The organism is Rhodococcus opacus B4 (assembly GCF_000010805.1).
GTDB lineage: Bacteria > Actinomycetota > Actinomycetes > Mycobacteriales > Mycobacteriaceae > Rhodococcus_F > Rhodococcus_F opacus_C.
This window is the reverse complement of sequence record NC_012522.1, coordinates 3,629,857-3,645,226: the sequence shown is the minus strand read 5'-3', so window position 1 is coordinate 3,645,226 and position 15,370 is coordinate 3,629,857. Positions and strand designations below refer to the sequence as shown.

Genomic DNA, 15,370 nt, shown 5'->3' with positions numbered 1-15,370 from the left:
CAGCGCCCATCCCAGAACCAGCAGACGGAGCGAACCTTGTTACCCGAACACATGACCGCAGTTCTCCTCACCGGGCACGGCGGACTCGACAAACTCGAATACCGCACCGACGTCGTTGTCCCCCAAGCTGATCAGGGCGAGTTGTTGATCGCGGTCGCCGCCGCCGGAATCAACAACACCGACATCAACACCCGCATCGGGTGGTATTCGAAGACGATCACGTCCGAGACGAGCTCCGGCGGTGCGAGCGGCTTCGAGTCGGTTGACGACGACGATGCCAGCTGGTCCGGCACCACCCTGAAATTCTCCCGGATCCAGGGTGCGGACGTGTGCGGACGCATCGTCGCGGTCGGCGACGGTGTCTCCCCCGACCGCATCGGTGAACGGGTCCTCGTGCGCACCATGCTGCGCAGCTACGTCGACTACCGTCCGTACGAATGCTGGACCTTCGGCAGCGAATGCGACGGCGGGTTCGCGCAGTACGCGGTGGCGCCGGCGCGGGAGACCTACGCGGTCGACTGCGACTGGAGCGACGCCGAGCTCGCGGCGCTACCGTGCGCCTACTCCACCGCCGAGAACATGCTGCACCGTGCCGCGGTCGGGGCCGAACGCGTGCTGATCACCGGCGCATCGGGCGGTGTCGGACTCGCCGCGGTCCAGCTCGCCAAGCGACGCGGCGCCACGGTGATCGCCGTGTGCTCGGCCGACAAGGCGGCCGAGGTGAAGGCGCAAGGCGCCGACCGGATCGTCGAGCGCGGAGCCGACCTGATCGGAGCGCTCGGCGCCGGATCGGTGGATGTGGTGATCGATCTCGTCGTCGGACCGCAGTGGCCACAACTGCTCGACGTGTTGCGCACGGGTGGGCGGTACGCCGTCGCCGGTGCCATCGGCGGGCCGATCTCCGAGATCGACCTGCGGACGGTGTACCTCCGGGACCTCACGCTGTTCGGGTGCACCTTCCAGGACGACGTGGTGTTCGAGAACCTCATCGGATACATCGAGCGGGACGAAATCCGTCCGGTCGTCTCGGCCACCTACCCGTTGTCCGACATCGTTCGCGCGCAGGAGGACTTCCTCGCCAAGAAGCACACCGAAACTCGTGCTCGTTCCACCGGCCGCCGCGCAGTGACCGCGCCCCCGCCTTCGCTCGGAGCGTGGCTGACGCTCGACTCCGTGTTCGCCGCCGAACTCATGGTTCGCACGGGTTTCGATTGGGCTGTCATCGATTTGCAGCACGGCGCCATAGGGACGGACTCCGTCGTGCCGCTGCTCGCCGCCGTGCAGGGCTCCGGCGCCGAGGCCTGGGTGCGTACGCAGGCGACGAACTACGCACAGGCCAACTGGGCGCTCGACATGGGGGCCGACGCCGTGGTCGTGCCCCAGATCGGCTCGGCCGCCCAAGCACGTGAGGCGGTGGCCTGCTGTCGCTACGCCCCCGCGGGGCACCGTTCGTGGGGGCCGGTTCGGGCAGCGCTCCGCCCGGCCGCCGCGCCCCCGCAACGGGTCTACCTGATGATCGAGGACGCGAACGGCCTCGCCGAAGCCGACGCGATCTGCGCGACGCCTGGGCTCGACGGAATCCTCATCGGTACCGCCGACCTCACACTGTCCCTAGCCGGTCCCGCCTCGGATGTGCTGGGGGAAACCACTTTCGATGCCGTTCGCGCCATCGTGCAGGCATGCACCCGCCGGGGACTGGACGTCGCGGCCTACGGGGGTAGTCCGAAAATGACGGCGGCCTGTACCGAAAACGGCATCCGGACTGTCGCTCTCGCTGCCGACTACGAACTGCTTCACGATGGAGCGCGGGCGTCGTTGGCGCAGGCGCGCGGATCGTATGCCGCACAGGGTGCCGGTCTCTGACATCGTGGCCGCGTAAGTTCTTGCGCTGAAGGAAAAGGAATCCCGCGTCGGGGTGAGAAACACTCATCCCGACGCGGGATTTTCTGTCAGGTCAGGCGCTCCACACGGCGACCGGGTCGCCGAGAACGGCCTCGTCGACCTCGATCCCGAGTCCGGGTGCGGTCGGGGGCAGGATGCCGCCGCCTCCTGTCAGCACGTCGAACCGCGCGGTCTGCAGCGTGACCATGTCCTCGCAGTTGAGGACGCACCGCAGTGTGCGCGGCGGAACGGTGGCACCGAGCTGCACGATCGCCGCGAACGCGATGGACGAGCCGACGGTGTCCTGCACGCTGACGGTCATTCCCGCCGACAGGCAGATGTCACGGTGGCGACGGCCGCGGGTCAATCCGCCGGCCTTGGAGATCTTCAGCCCGATCCCGTCGGCGACATCGTGGGACAAGGCGAAGGCGATGTCGTCGTCCTGCTGGGCCAGTTCGTCGATGATGATCGGGTACGGGCAGCGCTGGCGCAGCGACATCGTCTCCCGCCAGGTGGCGCACGGCGCCTCGATCACGAAATCCAGGCCCGGCGGGAGCATCCGCAGCATGCGCAGCGCGGTCTCCGGCAGCATCCCGCCGTTCGCGTCGACCAGGAAGAACTCGCCGGGCTGCTTGTCGGCGAGGGATGCGGCGATCCGCTCCGCATCGAGCGCGGGTCCACCCTCGCTGTCGAGTGCCCCGATCTTGATGGAGTGGCCGCGGTACCCCTTGGCGCGGTGGTCGGCGACCCGGCGGCGCATCTCCTCGGGCTCGCCCGCGTAGATCGAGGAGATCATCGGCATCGGAACACCGGTCGAGCCGCCGAGGAGTTCGGCGACCGGAAGACCGACGGACTTGCCGAACACATCCCAGCACGCCACGTCGAGGGCGGTCTTGGCGTGGTTGTGGCCGACGAGTGCCTCGTCCATGGCGTCGTTGATCCGGTCGACCTGACGCGGGTCCCGGCCGAGGAGATGCGGTGCGATTTCCGCGATGCCGGCGCGGGTGCCGAGCGCATGGGAGGCGATGTAGGTGGAGCCGAACGGGGTGCTCTCGCCCCATCCCTGGTGCCCGTCATCGGTGGTGATGCGGACGATCGAGGCGTCGAAGGAGGTGTACGAACGGCCGCCCGAGAGCAGGTAGACACCGCCCGAGTACGGCAAGTCCACCTGGAAGAGTTCGATCTGCGAGATTTTCACCTGTTCTCCTTGTTCATTGTGAGACCGAGGCGCCGACCGTGAGCCGGGTGGCTAATCGGCGCGCTCGGCGGGCGCCAGGGGCCGATGGGCCGATGCGGCGCATGTGCACGGGGTCTTCACGGTGATCGTGACCGTTGCACCGGTGGACGAGACCGAGCTTCGCGCGATGCAACCGACGAGAAAGGGGATTTGCACCAACAGCGTTCATATACCGAACTTAACGTTCGAAATTGTGACATGCACCGCATGGGGCGTCAAGGCGGTCCCCGGTCACGCTCGTGCCGGTCACTGCCGCCCGGGCCGAGCTGGCACTCCGGACTGCGCTGGTCGTGGACAACCTCGAAGCGCCACCTGGACGCGGGCGGCTGATGCGCTCGACCGGCAGCTGCCAAATGCTTGACAGGGTGTGACCCAGGACGCAATACTTGAACCAGTTTGAACGAAGCGTTCACATTATGAACGTTATCGAGTTCGCTTCCTTGACCCCACCGGCGTCCGCGCCAGCGCACGAACCGAAGAGGAGCCCCCATGCTTACTTCCACCATCGATCAGGCGCACTACCGCAACGTGATGGGAAATCTGCCCACCGGTGTGGTCGCGTTGTCCGGCATCACCGCGGACGCCGAGTTCCCGTGTGGCCTGGTGGTCGGCACGTTCCAGTCGTTGTCGCTGGATCCGCCGCTGGTCAGTTTCAGTGTCGCGCACACCTCGACGAGCTGGCCGAAGGTGCGGGCGGCGGGCCGGTTGTGCGCGAGTGTTCTGGCCGCCGGTCAGGAGTCGGTGTGCCGGGCGTTGTCGAGAAAGCAGCCGAACAAGTTCGCTGATATCGAGTGGTCGTTGTCGGAGTCCGGGTCGCCGCGGATCGAGGGGGCGCATGCGTTCGTCGATTGCGAGGTCGTTCACGAACTGGACGGCGGTGATCATGTCATCGTCGTCGCCCGGGTTCTGCAGATGGACACCGGGCACGGTGAGCCCCTGGTCTTCCATCAGGGCCGGCTCGGCGGTATCCGGCAACTCACCGCCGCCTGATCCATGTCCGGCGCAGTCCTTGCCGCGGGAGAAAAGGTGAGGCGCGGGTGAAGGCCGGCGAACCGGCAGAACTCGTGAACAAGTCGGTGACCAAGGCCGTTCGGCTATTGCGCGAACTCGCTTCCCGACCGAGGACCGGCGCGACGGTGAGCACGCTGGCGAAAGCGGTCGGAATTTCCCGCCCCACCGCGTTTCGCCTGCTGCACAGCTTCGAGCGGACCGGCTTGGTGGACCGCATCGACAACAACTACATCCTCGGCTCGGAAATGTCCCGACTCGGGCGGCACGCCGACCCCTACACCGGTCTGGCCGCGCGCGCTCAGCCGCTGCTGCAGGAGCTGGCCGACGAGTTCAATGAGACCGTGACCTTGTCGGTGCCGAATGCGAAGGACGAACTCGACCTCATCGCCGAGGCCGCCGGTACGCACGTCGTGGGCACCTCGTCCCGGACGTCCGATCACATGATCGGCAAACGGTATCCACTCCACGCCAGCTCCAGCGGCAAAGTCCTGCTGGCCGAGTGGCCGATCAAGAAGATCGTCGGCCGACTGCCCGAAAAGCTCGACGCGACCGTCTCGTCGACGCCTTCTGGCAGGATTCGGCGATCGCCTAGAAGCGGCACCGACTCTTGTCAGGAGTTCCGCCGAGGGGTTTGACTGAAACGCGGGCCTCGACGGCACCGTTGGGCCTGAGCTGACCACCCACAGACAGTGAGGATGCAGATGCCTACCCATCAGGCTGTTCACGTCCAGGGCCCCGGCGAACCGTTGACGCTGGTCGAGGTCGAAACGGTGTCGCCCCCGCGCGACCATGTGCGCATCGCCGTCGCGGCGTGCGGCGTGTGCGGCACCGACCACGGGTTCGTTCAAGGCGGGTTCCCGGACATGTCGTGGCCGCTGACACCCGGTCACGAGATCGCCGGAACGATCGCCGAGGTCGGGGACGGTGTGGACAACTATGCCGTCGGTGACCGCGTGGCGGTGGGCTGGTTCGGGGGTCACTGCACCAAGTGCATCCCCTGCCGCAAGGGATTGTTCATCAACTGCGAGAAGTTGCAGGTTCCGAGCTGGCAGTACCCGGGCGGCTATGCCGAGTCCGTGACCGCGCCGGCCAATGCACTGGCCCGTATCCCCGACGAGCTGTCCTTCGCGGAGGCCGCACCCATGAGCTGCGCCGGGGTCACCACGTACGACGCGCTGCGCAAGACCAGGGCGGTCCCGGGTGACCGCGTCGCCGTCCTCGGTGTCGGTGGGCTCGGACACCTCGGTGTGCAGTTCGCCCGGGCGATGGGATTCGAGACGATTGCCATCGCCCGGGGCGCGCACAAGGGCGACGACGCCCGCGACCTCGGTGCGCACCACTACGTCGACTCCACTGCCGGCGACGTCAGCGACGCATTGCAGGCGCTCGGCGGTGTCTCGGTCGTCCTGGCGACAGCGGCGAACTCGAAGGCCATGGGTGACACGGTCGGCGGGCTGCTTCCCCACGGAGAACTCATCGTCGTCGGCGTCACGCCCGACCCGCTGCCGATCAGCCCGCTGCAGCTGATCACCCCCGGTATCGACGTGACCGGTCATCCTTCCGGCACGGCCCGCGACGTCGAGGAGACGATGCACTTCGCTGTCCTGTCGGGGGTGCGCGCCCGAATCGAGGAACGACCCCTGGTCCAGGCCGCGGAGGCCTACGCTGCGATGGAGGAAGGGAAGGCACGCTATCGCATGGTCCTCACCATGTGAACCTCGAGAACGCGCGGGCCCGCGCCCGAAGAATCGGTGGGTGTCCGATGACCGAAGAATCGACGACCAGCGGTTCCGAGCGGGCGGCGGGTGGACAACGTCTGCTCGCCCTCCTGCTGGCGATGGCGATGTTCGTGCTGGTGGTCGACACCTCCTTGATGAACGTGTCGATCTCGTCGGTGGTTCGAGATCTCGACACGACCGTCAGCGGCGTCCAGGCCGCGATCGCCCTCGAGGCACTGGTTTCGGCAGCGTTCATCCTGATCGGCAGCAAGGTCGGCGATCTCATCGGTCGTAAACGCGCCTACGTGCTGGGTCTGCTCGGGTACGCGGTGGGTGCGTCCGCGATGGCACTCGCGCAGAGCCTGACGGCAATCATCCTGTTCTGGGCGGTGCTGGGCGGTATCGGCGCGTCACTGCTGCTGCCCGCGATGCAGTCCCTCATCCACGGCAACTTCGCAGGAGACGCCCAGAAGAAGGTCTACGCTCTCGTCGGGGCGGCGGCGGCGATCGCCGCGGCTGTCGGACCGCTGCTCGGAGGATTCATCACCACCTACCTCTCCTGGCGCATCGCCTTCGTGCTCGAGGTGGTCGTCATCGTGGTTGTGCTGTCCGGCATCAGGCTCGTCCGGGATGTGCCGTACACCGGACCGCGGGGCGTCGACACGGTCGGTGCGGCGCTCTCCGTGCTGGGCATGGGCGGCATCGTGCTGGGCATCCTGGTGTGGCAGGAGGGCGGCGAAGCCGTTGCCGCGCTCCTGGTGCTCGGTGCGCTGGCACTGGCCGGACTGGCGTGGTGGCTCGTGCGGCGCAAGCGGCACGGCGAACCGACACTTCTGGACCCGGACCTGTTCACGTCCAAGGTCTTCCGGATGGGGATCACCGGGCAGATGCTCCAGCAGATAGCGCTGGGCGGCACGATGATTGCGTTGCCGATCTACCTGCAGATGGTGCTCGAGTACAACGCGATGCAGGCGGGGTTGTCGCTCGCGCCCCTGTCCCTCAGCATGTTCGCGGTCGCGTTGCTCGCGGGGAAGAAGGCGGGCGACCGTCGTCCCAGCGGCATCATCCGGTGGGGATTCGTACTGCTCACGATCGGGGTGGTGGCGTTGGTCCCGATCGTGCCCCGGGCGGAGTTCGGCTGGGCTCTGGTGGTCCCGCTGATCGTCGCCGGTTCGGGGCTGGGACTGCTGGTGTCGCAACTCAACAACTACACGCTCGCGCCGATCTCGGACGAACGGGTCAGCGAGGCCGCGGGCACCAATTCGGCGGCGGGGTCGTTCGGGCTGTCGTTCGGGCTGGCGTTCGCGGGCGCCATCATGCTGGCGACGCTGTCCGTCACCTTCACCGCGATGGCGCAATCGAGCACCGTCCTCCCCCCGGGGGACCAGCAGCACGTCGCGCAGGTGCTCGAAAACGATGCGGAAGTCATGAGCACCACCCAACTCGAGAAATTGCTGGCCGACCAGCCCCCGGAGATTCAGGACGAGATCATCCGCATCAACACGGAGGCGCGACCTCTCGCCCTGCAGATAGCGTTGCTGGTTCCGATTCTGGCCGGTGTCCTCGGGCTCCTCAATTCGTTCCGCATGATGCGCGTGCGGGATCCCGTGTGATCGTGCTCGGAATCAAGCACTGAGATATCGAGCGCTGAGATCTGTCGCTGTGGGAAGGAACGCAGATGTCCGAGCGATCAGGCACGCCCGCCGACGACCCGTTCGGCGGCCGGCAGCCGACCACACACGAGCAACGGGCCGGTCAGCCCTGGGATGCGTCGTACCAGAACGGCCCCGCTCCGTGGGACATCGGACGGCCGCAACCGGCAATCGTCCACCTGGCCTCGAACGGGAGATTCGCCGGCGCGGTACTCGATGCGGGCTGCGGAACCGGCGACAATGCACTTCATGTCGCGTCGCTGGGGTCGCGGGTTCTGGGTGTCGATGTCGCCGAGACCGCGGTGGCGATCGCGCGGGAGAAGGCCGGGGCGCGCGGAATCGACGCCGAGTTCGTGGTGGGCGACGCGTTCGAGTTGGATCGGCTGGGGCGCTCGTTCGAGACTGTGCTGGACTGCGGCCTGTTCCACACGTTCGAGGGCGACGAGCGGAATGACTACGTCACGAGTGTGGCGTCGGTGACCCGTCCCGGGGCAACCCTGTACGTGCTGTGTTTCAGCGATGCCGGCCCGGAAGACAGCGGCCCGCATCCCGTCGGCGAGGACGAGCTGAGGGCGGCGTTCGGCCGCGGCGGCTGGAAGGTCGAGGCCGTCGAGCCGAGCCGGATCGAGACGACGTTCGCCGAGGACGGCGTGCCCGCCTGGTTGGCGACGATCACCCGGATCTAGGGACGCGAGGGTGCGTCCCTGGTTCCTGCGCTCCCCTCCGATCTGGCTCTGGGCGGGCCCTGTTTCCGAGTCGTAGGGTGAGTTGATCCACCAAATAAGTGACGTGGATCACATGCATTCGGTCGTCGCCCCCTGGAGGAAAATGTGGACAGTACCGTTCCCGAACACACCGACAGTTCCGGTCTCGGAAAAGGCCTGAAACGCCGGCACATGAACCTGATCGCCCTCGGTGGCGTGATCGGTGCGGGCCTGTTCGTGGGCAGCGGCGTCGTCATCGGCGGCGCGGGACCCGCCGCGATCATCTCCTTCCTCCTCGCAGGCATCATCACGCTGCTGATCATGCGGATGCTGGCGGAGATGGCGGTGGCCAGGCCGGTGGTCGGATCGTTCTACGTCTACGCCCGCCAGGCGCTGGGGCGTCGGGCCGGGTTCGCGACGGGGTGGATGTACTGGTACTTCTTCGTCATCGTCGTGGCGGTCGAGGCCATCGCCGGCGGCCGGATCCTGCAACTCTGGATACCGATGGTGCCGCTGTGGTTGCTGAGCCTGGGGCTGATGCTGCTGCTGACGGCCACCAACATGGTGTCCGCCCGCTCCTACGGCGAGTTCGAATACTGGTTCTCCTCGATCAAGGTGGTCGCGATCGTCCTGTTCCTCGGGATGGGCGCCCTCTGGATCACCGGATTGTGGCCTGATTCGACGCCGGGACTCGGCAACCTCGTCAGTCATGGCGGATTCACCCCGCTGGGCTGGGGAGCGGTGCTCGCCGCGGTCGTCCCCTGCGTCGCCTTCTACACCGGGGCGGAGATCGTGACGATCGCCGCCGCGGAGTCGGAGGAACCGAAACGTGCTGTCGCCCGGGCCATGCGGTCGATCGTGGCGCGGATCGTGACGTTCTATGTCGGGTCGATTCTCGTGGTCGTCACGATCCAGCCGTGGGACACCGAGAGTGTCGGGGTGAGCCCGTACGCCTCGGTGCTCGAGGTACTCGGAATTCCCGGCGTCGCCACGATCATGAACTTCATCGTCCTCACCGCGGTCCTGTCCTGCCTGAACTCGGCGCTGTACACCACGTCGCGAATGTTGTTCGCGCTCACCCGGAACGGCGATGCGCCCAAGTTCTTCACGAAGCTCTCCCGCAACGGCGTGCCCCGTCGTGCGATTCTGCTCGGCACCACCATCGGCTACATCTCCGTCGCCTGCACGTACGTGTGGGGCGACATCGTCTTCAACTTCCTCGTCAACTCCTACGGCGCCGTCGCGCTGTTCGTGTATTTGCTGATCGCCGTCTCCCAGGTGGTGCTCCGCCGGCGGCTCGAGCGCGAGGATCCCGCGGCACTGCAACTCCGGATGTGGCTGTTCCCGTGGCTGAGCTACGCCACCATCGCACTGATGGCCACGGTCATCCTCGCGATGGCCTTCCTGCCGAGCACCCGCTCGCAGTTCCTGATGAGTGGTCTGACATTGGTGGCCATCCTGATCAGCTACGAGGTGCGCAGGTCGCTGGGCAAGGCGGGCGTCGACGACGAATCGCTGTCCGCCGCTCCCCCGGTCGGTTCGGCGGACGAGTCCGTCTCGCAGGCCGAGAAGCGCATCGAGTCGGTGGAGACGCTCGGCGGCTCGGACATCGAACTGGCCGCGGCGGCCCAACAGGAGCCGAATTCCCATCGCCACCGGAGGCAGTCGTGAACACTCGTGCCGTGACCTGATCGAACGCGCAGCAGCCGATGACGAGATCGTGGAGACGAACCCCGGCCGGCCCGCTCCTGCGGTGCCGGGCGGTGCTCGTCGCGGCGGTCTTGCTCGGTGCGGTCTTGCTCGGTGCGGCCTGCGCGGCACCGGCGGCGCTGCCCCCACCCCTCACCGGCGACTACTCCGGGTACTCACTACCGGACGGGGCGGAGATCCTGCCGCCCGCGAGTAGCGCCCCGGCGCCCCCGCCGGATCCCTCGTCCTGCGGCGCACTGTCGAGCCTGCGACCCGATCCCGGCTTGCGGCCGGAGAGGGCGCCGCCGGGCTCGGCGCTGGCCGCGATCCGTGCGCGGGGGCGGCTGATCGTCGGAACCGACCAGAACACGAACCTGTTCAGTTTCCGGGATCCCAAGACGGGCACGCTGTCGGGGTTCGACATCGACCTGGCGCGGGAGATCGCCCGCGATCTCTTCGGCGACCCGTCGAAGGTGGAATTCCGTCTGCTGACGTCGGCAGGCCGGTTCGACGCACTGGAAAGAAACGACGTGGACCTCGTGGTGCACGCCACCTCCATCACGTGCGAGCGGGCCGCCCGGGTCGGCTTCTCGTCCGTGTACTTCGAGGCGTTTCAGCGGCTGCTCGTACCGGAGGGATCCGGCATCTCCTCTCCCACGGACCTGGCCGGCAAACGGGTGTGTACCTTCATCGACACCACGTCCCTCGCCACGATCCAGCGGGTGTCACCCGAAGCCACGATCGTGGCGGTTCCCGACTGGGACGATTGCCTGACCACGCTGCAGCTGGGCCAGGCCGACGCGGCGACCACCGACAACTCCATCCTCGCCGGTCTCGCGGCGCAGGATCCGAATCTCGAAATCGTCGGCCCGAATCTGGAATTGGAGCCGTACGGCGTCGTCGCCAACAAGAACAACGACGCTCTGGTGCGCTTCGTGAACGGCACCCTGGAGCGAATGCGTGAGGACGGGACGTGGAATCGCCTGTACGACCGGTGGTTGGGCCTGCTGGGGCCGACGGCGGGACCACCGGCGCCGAGCTACCGGGACTGACGGGGCGCGGGCCGGTCCTGCACGGCAGAACCGGCCCACACTCGTCGCTCAGCCCAGCAGTGCGGGAATCTTCGCGGCGCTCTCCAGGATGTGCGTGTGGGGTTCGGGGCTCAGGGTGTCGGCTTCGTGGGCACCGGTCAGCACCCCGACCACGTACCGCGCCCCGGCGTTCGTGCCGGCGCGCAGGTCGTTGGGGGTGTCGCCGCCGACGAGGACCTCGTCGACGCTCTGCACCCCGGCGAGTTCCATGGCACGGAAGATGAGATACGGCGAGGGCCGGCTCATCCGCACCTGGTCGCTGGTGATCACGCCGTCGATGTCTCGGCCGACCTCCCAGCCGACCTGCTCGAGCAGCGGTTCCGCGATTCCGCGTGAGTATCCGGTCTGCAGAACGACTTTGATGCCACGCTCCCGCAACGTGGCGAAGGCGTCGGCGACTCCCGGCAGTGCGGTCGGCGGCGTCTTCCGATACGCGCCCAGGAGCATGGCGGTGAACTCGGATTCGACGGAGTCCAGGACGGCGGTGTCGGCCGGGACGCCGCTCTCCCGCAGCAGCCCCTCGATGGCCTGCCTTTTCCCGGTGCCCTTCCAGCGGTCGAACCGGTCGTCCGGGATCGGCGCGCCGAGGTAGTTCTCGACGGTGTCGCGCAACGCGACGTACACGGCGCCGCCCTCGTCGACGCTCGTTCCGGCAATGTCCAAGGTAACCAGCGAAACCCGGGGTGCGGTCATGGGTGGAACTCCTTCACTGTTGAGCCCTTCACAGGTGCGCCTGTCAGTGGGCGATCATCGACAGCACGTCGGCAATGACGTCACTGGTGGTTCCGTGCGACAGATCGAGCGTCCGGCAACGGTCGTAGTACGGGCTCAGGTCCAGCCCGACCCCCAGCCCGTACACCTCGACGGCTCGTTCGTCCTCGTGCCTTTCGACCACCATCTGCAGGTGGTGGTCCAGGTAGAACTCGTCGTTGGCCAGCGCGGTGGCGCCGTCCAGTGGGCTGCCGTCCGAGATCACGAACAGCAGCCGTCTGCCCGGGGCGCGGTCGCGCAACCGTGTGCACGCCCAGTCGACGGCCTCACCGTCGACGCCCTCCTTGAACAGGTCGTTCTTCAGCAGTCCCGCGATAGCGGGGCGCGCTCGGCGCCAGGTGGTGTCCGCGTCCTTGAACACCAGCTGCCGCACTTCGTTGAGTCGTCCCGGGTGGCCGGGGCGTCCGGACCGGAGCCACTCCTTGCGGGCTCGGCCCCCGTTCCACGCGGCGGTCGTGAAACCCAGGATCTCGCAGCTCGAATCGGCCAACTCGAGGGCCCGGGCGAACACGTCGACGAGGGCGGCAACCGGTTCGCTGAACTCCTTCATGGAACCCGAACAGTCGATGAGGAAGGTCACCGTGGCGTCGGTCCGTGGTTCGGTGCGTTCGGCGGCGAAAAGTCTGCGTTCGGTGGGCGAGGTGACGAGCTGCGCGAGCCGGCGACCGTCGATGTAGCCCTCCTCCTTGCCGCTTTCCCAGCCGTCGCGGACGGGATCCGACAGCAGCGCCTTCAGTTGCCGTCCGAGTTTCCGGACGTTGATGTGCCGGCTGTCGATGGTGAGGTCGAGCCGTCGGCGGTACTCCTCGAGCAGTGCGGGCCGGACGAGCGACGCGACTTCCCGTGTCTCGTCGTACGCGCGGGTGAACACGCGGTAGCCGTCCCCGCCGTCACCGAGTGCGCGGCTGTGCCCCGACGCCGCGGTCGCGAAGGCCTCGTGCTCGTCCGGCTCGAAGTCGAAGATGAGGGAGAACGTCGCGGCCTGCTCGTCGCGCCGGGCGTCGTCGGAGTCGTCCGGATCGGCGACGGACTCCAGCCGGCTGCCGATCACGTCGGCGACGGCCAGCGCATGCATGCCGAAGTCGTGTTGCGAGAACCGGGTTCGGCGCAGGGGCGGAAGGTGGTCACCGAGGATGGCGGCGAGGGCGAAGCGGGTCGACTCGATCAGGTCCTCGGTGGTCTCGGGGATCGGCTCGGCGGTGATCCGGGCCCGGCACATCTGCGTCACCGTGAACAGCAGTAAGCCGTGCACGGTCTCCGTCAGCCCGGACGCCACGAACTCCTCCGACCACTGCGCGAAGCGGTGGGCCAGATTCGCGCGCACCCCGCCCATCGCGTCCGCGGCCAGCGACTCGACCCGGAACTGTTCCAGGGTCTCGAAGATCAGCCGTGCCGGCGTGTCCTCCGGGCACAGGCTTCGATGCAGAGCGGGGTCGGTGTGGAGCAGTCGCAGGGCCATGCCGTCGCTCGCGCCGCGGAAGGACGTGACGTCGTCGCGGGCGAAGGACGGGTGCAGGTGTGGGGCGGGCATCGGCACGCGCCGGTGCCCGCGATGGAGCACCGGCCCGCGAAAGTGCAACTCGCCCTGGCCTGAAAGGGCCCGGATCGCGGCGGCGCAGCGTTCGTGTACCTGCTGCTGACCGCGCACCGTGTCGAGTGCGGACAGTTCTGCCATGACCGCGGACTCAGGCCACGCTCGTCGCGAGCAGCGCCGAGCGGTCCAGTTCCGCGTCGAAGCAGCGCTGGAAGTATTCGGCGACGACGGGCCGCTCGGCTTCGTCGCACTTGTTGACGAACGACAGCCGGAAGGCCAGTGCCGGGTCGCGGAAGATCTCGATGTTCTCGGCCCACGTGATCACCGTCCGCGGCGACATCAGCGTCGACAGGTCTCCGACCCGAAACCCGTTGCGGGTCAGGTTGGCGACGGCGACCATCGACGCGATGAGCTCCCGGCCCAGGGACGGCACCCGCGCGGACACGATGTCGATCTCCTGCTCTGCGGGCAGGTGATCGAGGGTCGCGACGATGTTCCAGCGATCGATCTGCGCGTGATTGAGCCGCTGCGCACCGTGATACAGGCCGTTGAGATTGCCCAGTCCGACGGTGTTGGCGGTGGCGAACAGGCGGAAGGCGGGATGCGGCGACAGCACCCTGTTCTGATCGAGCAGCGTGAGCTTTCCGTCGCGCTCGAGCAGGCGCTGGATCACGAACATGACGTCGGGTCGACCGGCGTCGTACTCGTCGAGAATCAGGGCGACGGGCCGCTGCAGCGCCCACGGGAGGATGCCCTCCTGAAATTCGGTGACCTGCTTGCCGTCTCGGAGGACGACGGCGTCCCTGCCGATCAGGTCGAGGCGGCTGAGATGTCCGTCGAGGTTGACGCGGACGCACGGCCAGTTGAGCCGGGCCGCGACCTGTTCGATGTGCGTGGACTTGCCGGTGCCGTGCAATCCCTGCACCATCACCCGGCGGTTCCGGCCGAATCCGGCGAGCAGGGCGGTCGTCACAGCGTGATCGAAACGGTACGCGGGGTCGATGTCGGGGACGTGCTCGGTGGGTTCGCGGAACGCGCGCACCGTCAGGTCGGTGTCGAGACCGAACAGTTCGCGCACGGACACCAGGTGGCTGGGGGCCGCGGTGGTCATTTCGGGCATGCGCCCTCCTTCAGTTCATGTCTGTCGATTCGATGCCCGTGACCTCGTTCTCGATCTCACCGATGGCGTCGGCTGCCCGCCGCAGTGCCGGCAGGAGCTTGAGCGCCTTGTCGGGGGTGAGTCGCATGACCGGGGCCTGGACCGCGATGCAGAGATTGGAATTGCCTGTGACGCAGGGAACGAGCACCGCCGCGCAGACGAGGCCGGGCAGGAACTCCTCGTCGTCGATCGCGTAGCCGTCCCGGCGGACCTGCTTGAGTTCGGATTCGATGAGCTCGACGTCGGTGACCGTCTTGTTGGTGTACCTCTCGAGCGGCATCCGCCCGAGCAGTCGCCCGCGCTGCGCCGGGCTGAGTTGAGACAGGATCATCTTGCCACTCGCCGAGCAGTGTGCGGGCACCCGCGATCCCGCGTGGAGTGTAAACCGAAGGGGCTCCGGGGTTTCCACGCGATCGAGGTATACCACTTCGCTGCCCGACAGGGTGGTCACGTTGCAACTCTCGCCGAGTTCCGCGACGAGGTTTCGCAGGATCGCGTGCCGGGCGCCGTGGTGCGTGTCGTTGAGCAGAAGGTTCTCGGCGAAGCGGCGCAGGCGGACCCCGGTGCCGTAGTGCCGGCCGTTGTTCTGCCGGGTGAGGAGGCCGGCCCCCTCGAGCTGCTGGAGCATGCGGTGCAGGGTCGGCTTGGCCATGCCGGTCTCCTCCACGAGCCCCTGCAGGGTGAACAGCTGGTCCTTGGACGCGATCATTTCGAGCAGCGCGAACAGGCGGAGCGTCGGTGTGTCCCCGGGCAGCTCCGTGGTCGGGTGCCCGTTCGACTCGCTGATCCGGTGAATCTCACCCACGGTTCCTCCTCGGACGGAATGGCGGCGCTTACGCGTCGTGTATCGAAAAATCATACATCCCGTTCCAGTTTTAGGAACATCCATTGACGAAGCGCTGTGACGTGGCCTACTGTCACTG

Annotated in this window: 13 protein-coding genes; 8 read left to right on the top strand and 5 right to left on the bottom strand. The window is 67.3% G+C overall.

What is annotated here, in order from left to right:
- Window positions 1-51: 51 nt before the first annotated feature.
- Window positions 52-1,863, top strand: coding sequence for an aldolase/citrate lyase family protein (locus tag ROP_RS44160; RefSeq protein ID WP_012690562.1), 1,812 nt, complete (start codon window positions 52-54; stop codon window positions 1,861-1,863).
- Between the two features lie 91 nt (window positions 1,864-1,954).
- Here the strand turns inward: ROP_RS44160 and ROP_RS16600 are convergent, their stop codons facing one another.
- A complete protein-coding gene (locus ROP_RS16600) occupies window positions 1,955-3,079 on the bottom strand; it encodes a mandelate racemase/muconate lactonizing enzyme family protein (protein ID WP_012690561.1) in 1,125 nt (374 codons plus the stop codon).
- 528 nt (window positions 3,080-3,607) lie between these two features.
- Here ROP_RS16600 and ROP_RS16595 point away from each other — a divergent pair.
- From ROP_RS16595 to ROP_RS16565, 7 genes are all read left to right on the top strand, one after another.
- Complete coding sequence (locus tag ROP_RS16595; protein WP_012690560.1) at window positions 3,608-4,108, top strand: flavin reductase family protein; 501 nt, start codon at window positions 3,608-3,610, stop codon at window positions 4,106-4,108.
- Window positions 4,109-4,155: 47 nt separating this feature from the next.
- Window positions 4,156-4,764 (top strand): IclR family transcriptional regulator, encoded by a 609-nt coding sequence (locus ROP_RS16590; RefSeq protein ID WP_012690559.1) that lies wholly within the window; start codon window positions 4,156-4,158, stop codon window positions 4,762-4,764.
- 66 nt (window positions 4,765-4,830) lie between these two features.
- Entirely contained in the window at window positions 4,831-5,844 is a 1,014-nt protein-coding gene (locus tag ROP_RS16585; protein ID WP_012690558.1) for an alcohol dehydrogenase catalytic domain-containing protein, read from the top strand.
- Between the two features lie 47 nt (window positions 5,845-5,891).
- Window positions 5,892-7,460 (top strand): MFS transporter, encoded by a 1,569-nt coding sequence (locus ROP_RS16580; RefSeq protein WP_043824858.1) that lies wholly within the window; start codon window positions 5,892-5,894, stop codon window positions 7,458-7,460.
- Between the two features lie 65 nt (window positions 7,461-7,525).
- Entirely contained in the window at window positions 7,526-8,185 is a 660-nt protein-coding gene (locus ROP_RS16575) for a class I SAM-dependent methyltransferase (RefSeq protein ID WP_012690556.1), read from the top strand.
- A gap of 144 nt (window positions 8,186-8,329) precedes the next feature.
- On the top strand, window positions 8,330-9,874 hold the full coding sequence (locus tag ROP_RS16570) for an amino acid permease (protein ID WP_012690555.1): 1,545 nt from the start codon (window positions 8,330-8,332) through the stop codon (window positions 9,872-9,874).
- Between the two features lie 38 nt (window positions 9,875-9,912).
- Window positions 9,913-10,944, top strand: a complete 1,032-nt coding sequence (locus tag ROP_RS16565) for a glutamate ABC transporter substrate-binding protein (protein WP_043824857.1) — start codon at window positions 9,913-9,915, stop codon at window positions 10,942-10,944.
- A gap of 48 nt (window positions 10,945-10,992) precedes the next feature.
- Here the strand turns inward: ROP_RS16565 and ROP_RS16560 are convergent, their stop codons facing one another.
- The 4 genes from ROP_RS16560 to ROP_RS16545 are packed head-to-tail and all read right to left on the bottom strand — an operon-like array spanning window position 10,993 to window position 15,252.
- Window positions 10,993-11,676 carry a phosphonatase-like hydrolase gene (locus tag ROP_RS16560; protein ID WP_012690553.1) on the bottom strand — a complete coding sequence of 228 codons (684 nt, stop codon included), beginning with the start codon at window positions 11,674-11,676 and terminating at the stop codon, window positions 10,993-10,995.
- Window positions 11,677-11,719: 43 nt separating this feature from the next.
- Window positions 11,720-13,429, bottom strand: coding sequence for a cobaltochelatase CobT-related protein (locus ROP_RS16555; protein WP_012690552.1), 1,710 nt, complete (start codon window positions 13,427-13,429; stop codon window positions 11,720-11,722).
- A gap of 10 nt (window positions 13,430-13,439) precedes the next feature.
- The gene (locus ROP_RS16550; protein WP_012690551.1) at window positions 13,440-14,408 is read right to left on the bottom strand and encodes an AAA family ATPase; all 969 of its coding nucleotides are present in this window, start codon (window positions 14,406-14,408) and stop codon (window positions 13,440-13,442) included.
- A gap of 10 nt (window positions 14,409-14,418) precedes the next feature.
- A complete protein-coding gene (locus ROP_RS16545; protein ID WP_012690550.1) occupies window positions 14,419-15,252 on the bottom strand; it encodes an IclR family transcriptional regulator in 834 nt (277 codons plus the stop codon).
- Between the last annotated feature and the right edge of the window lie 118 nt (window positions 15,253-15,370).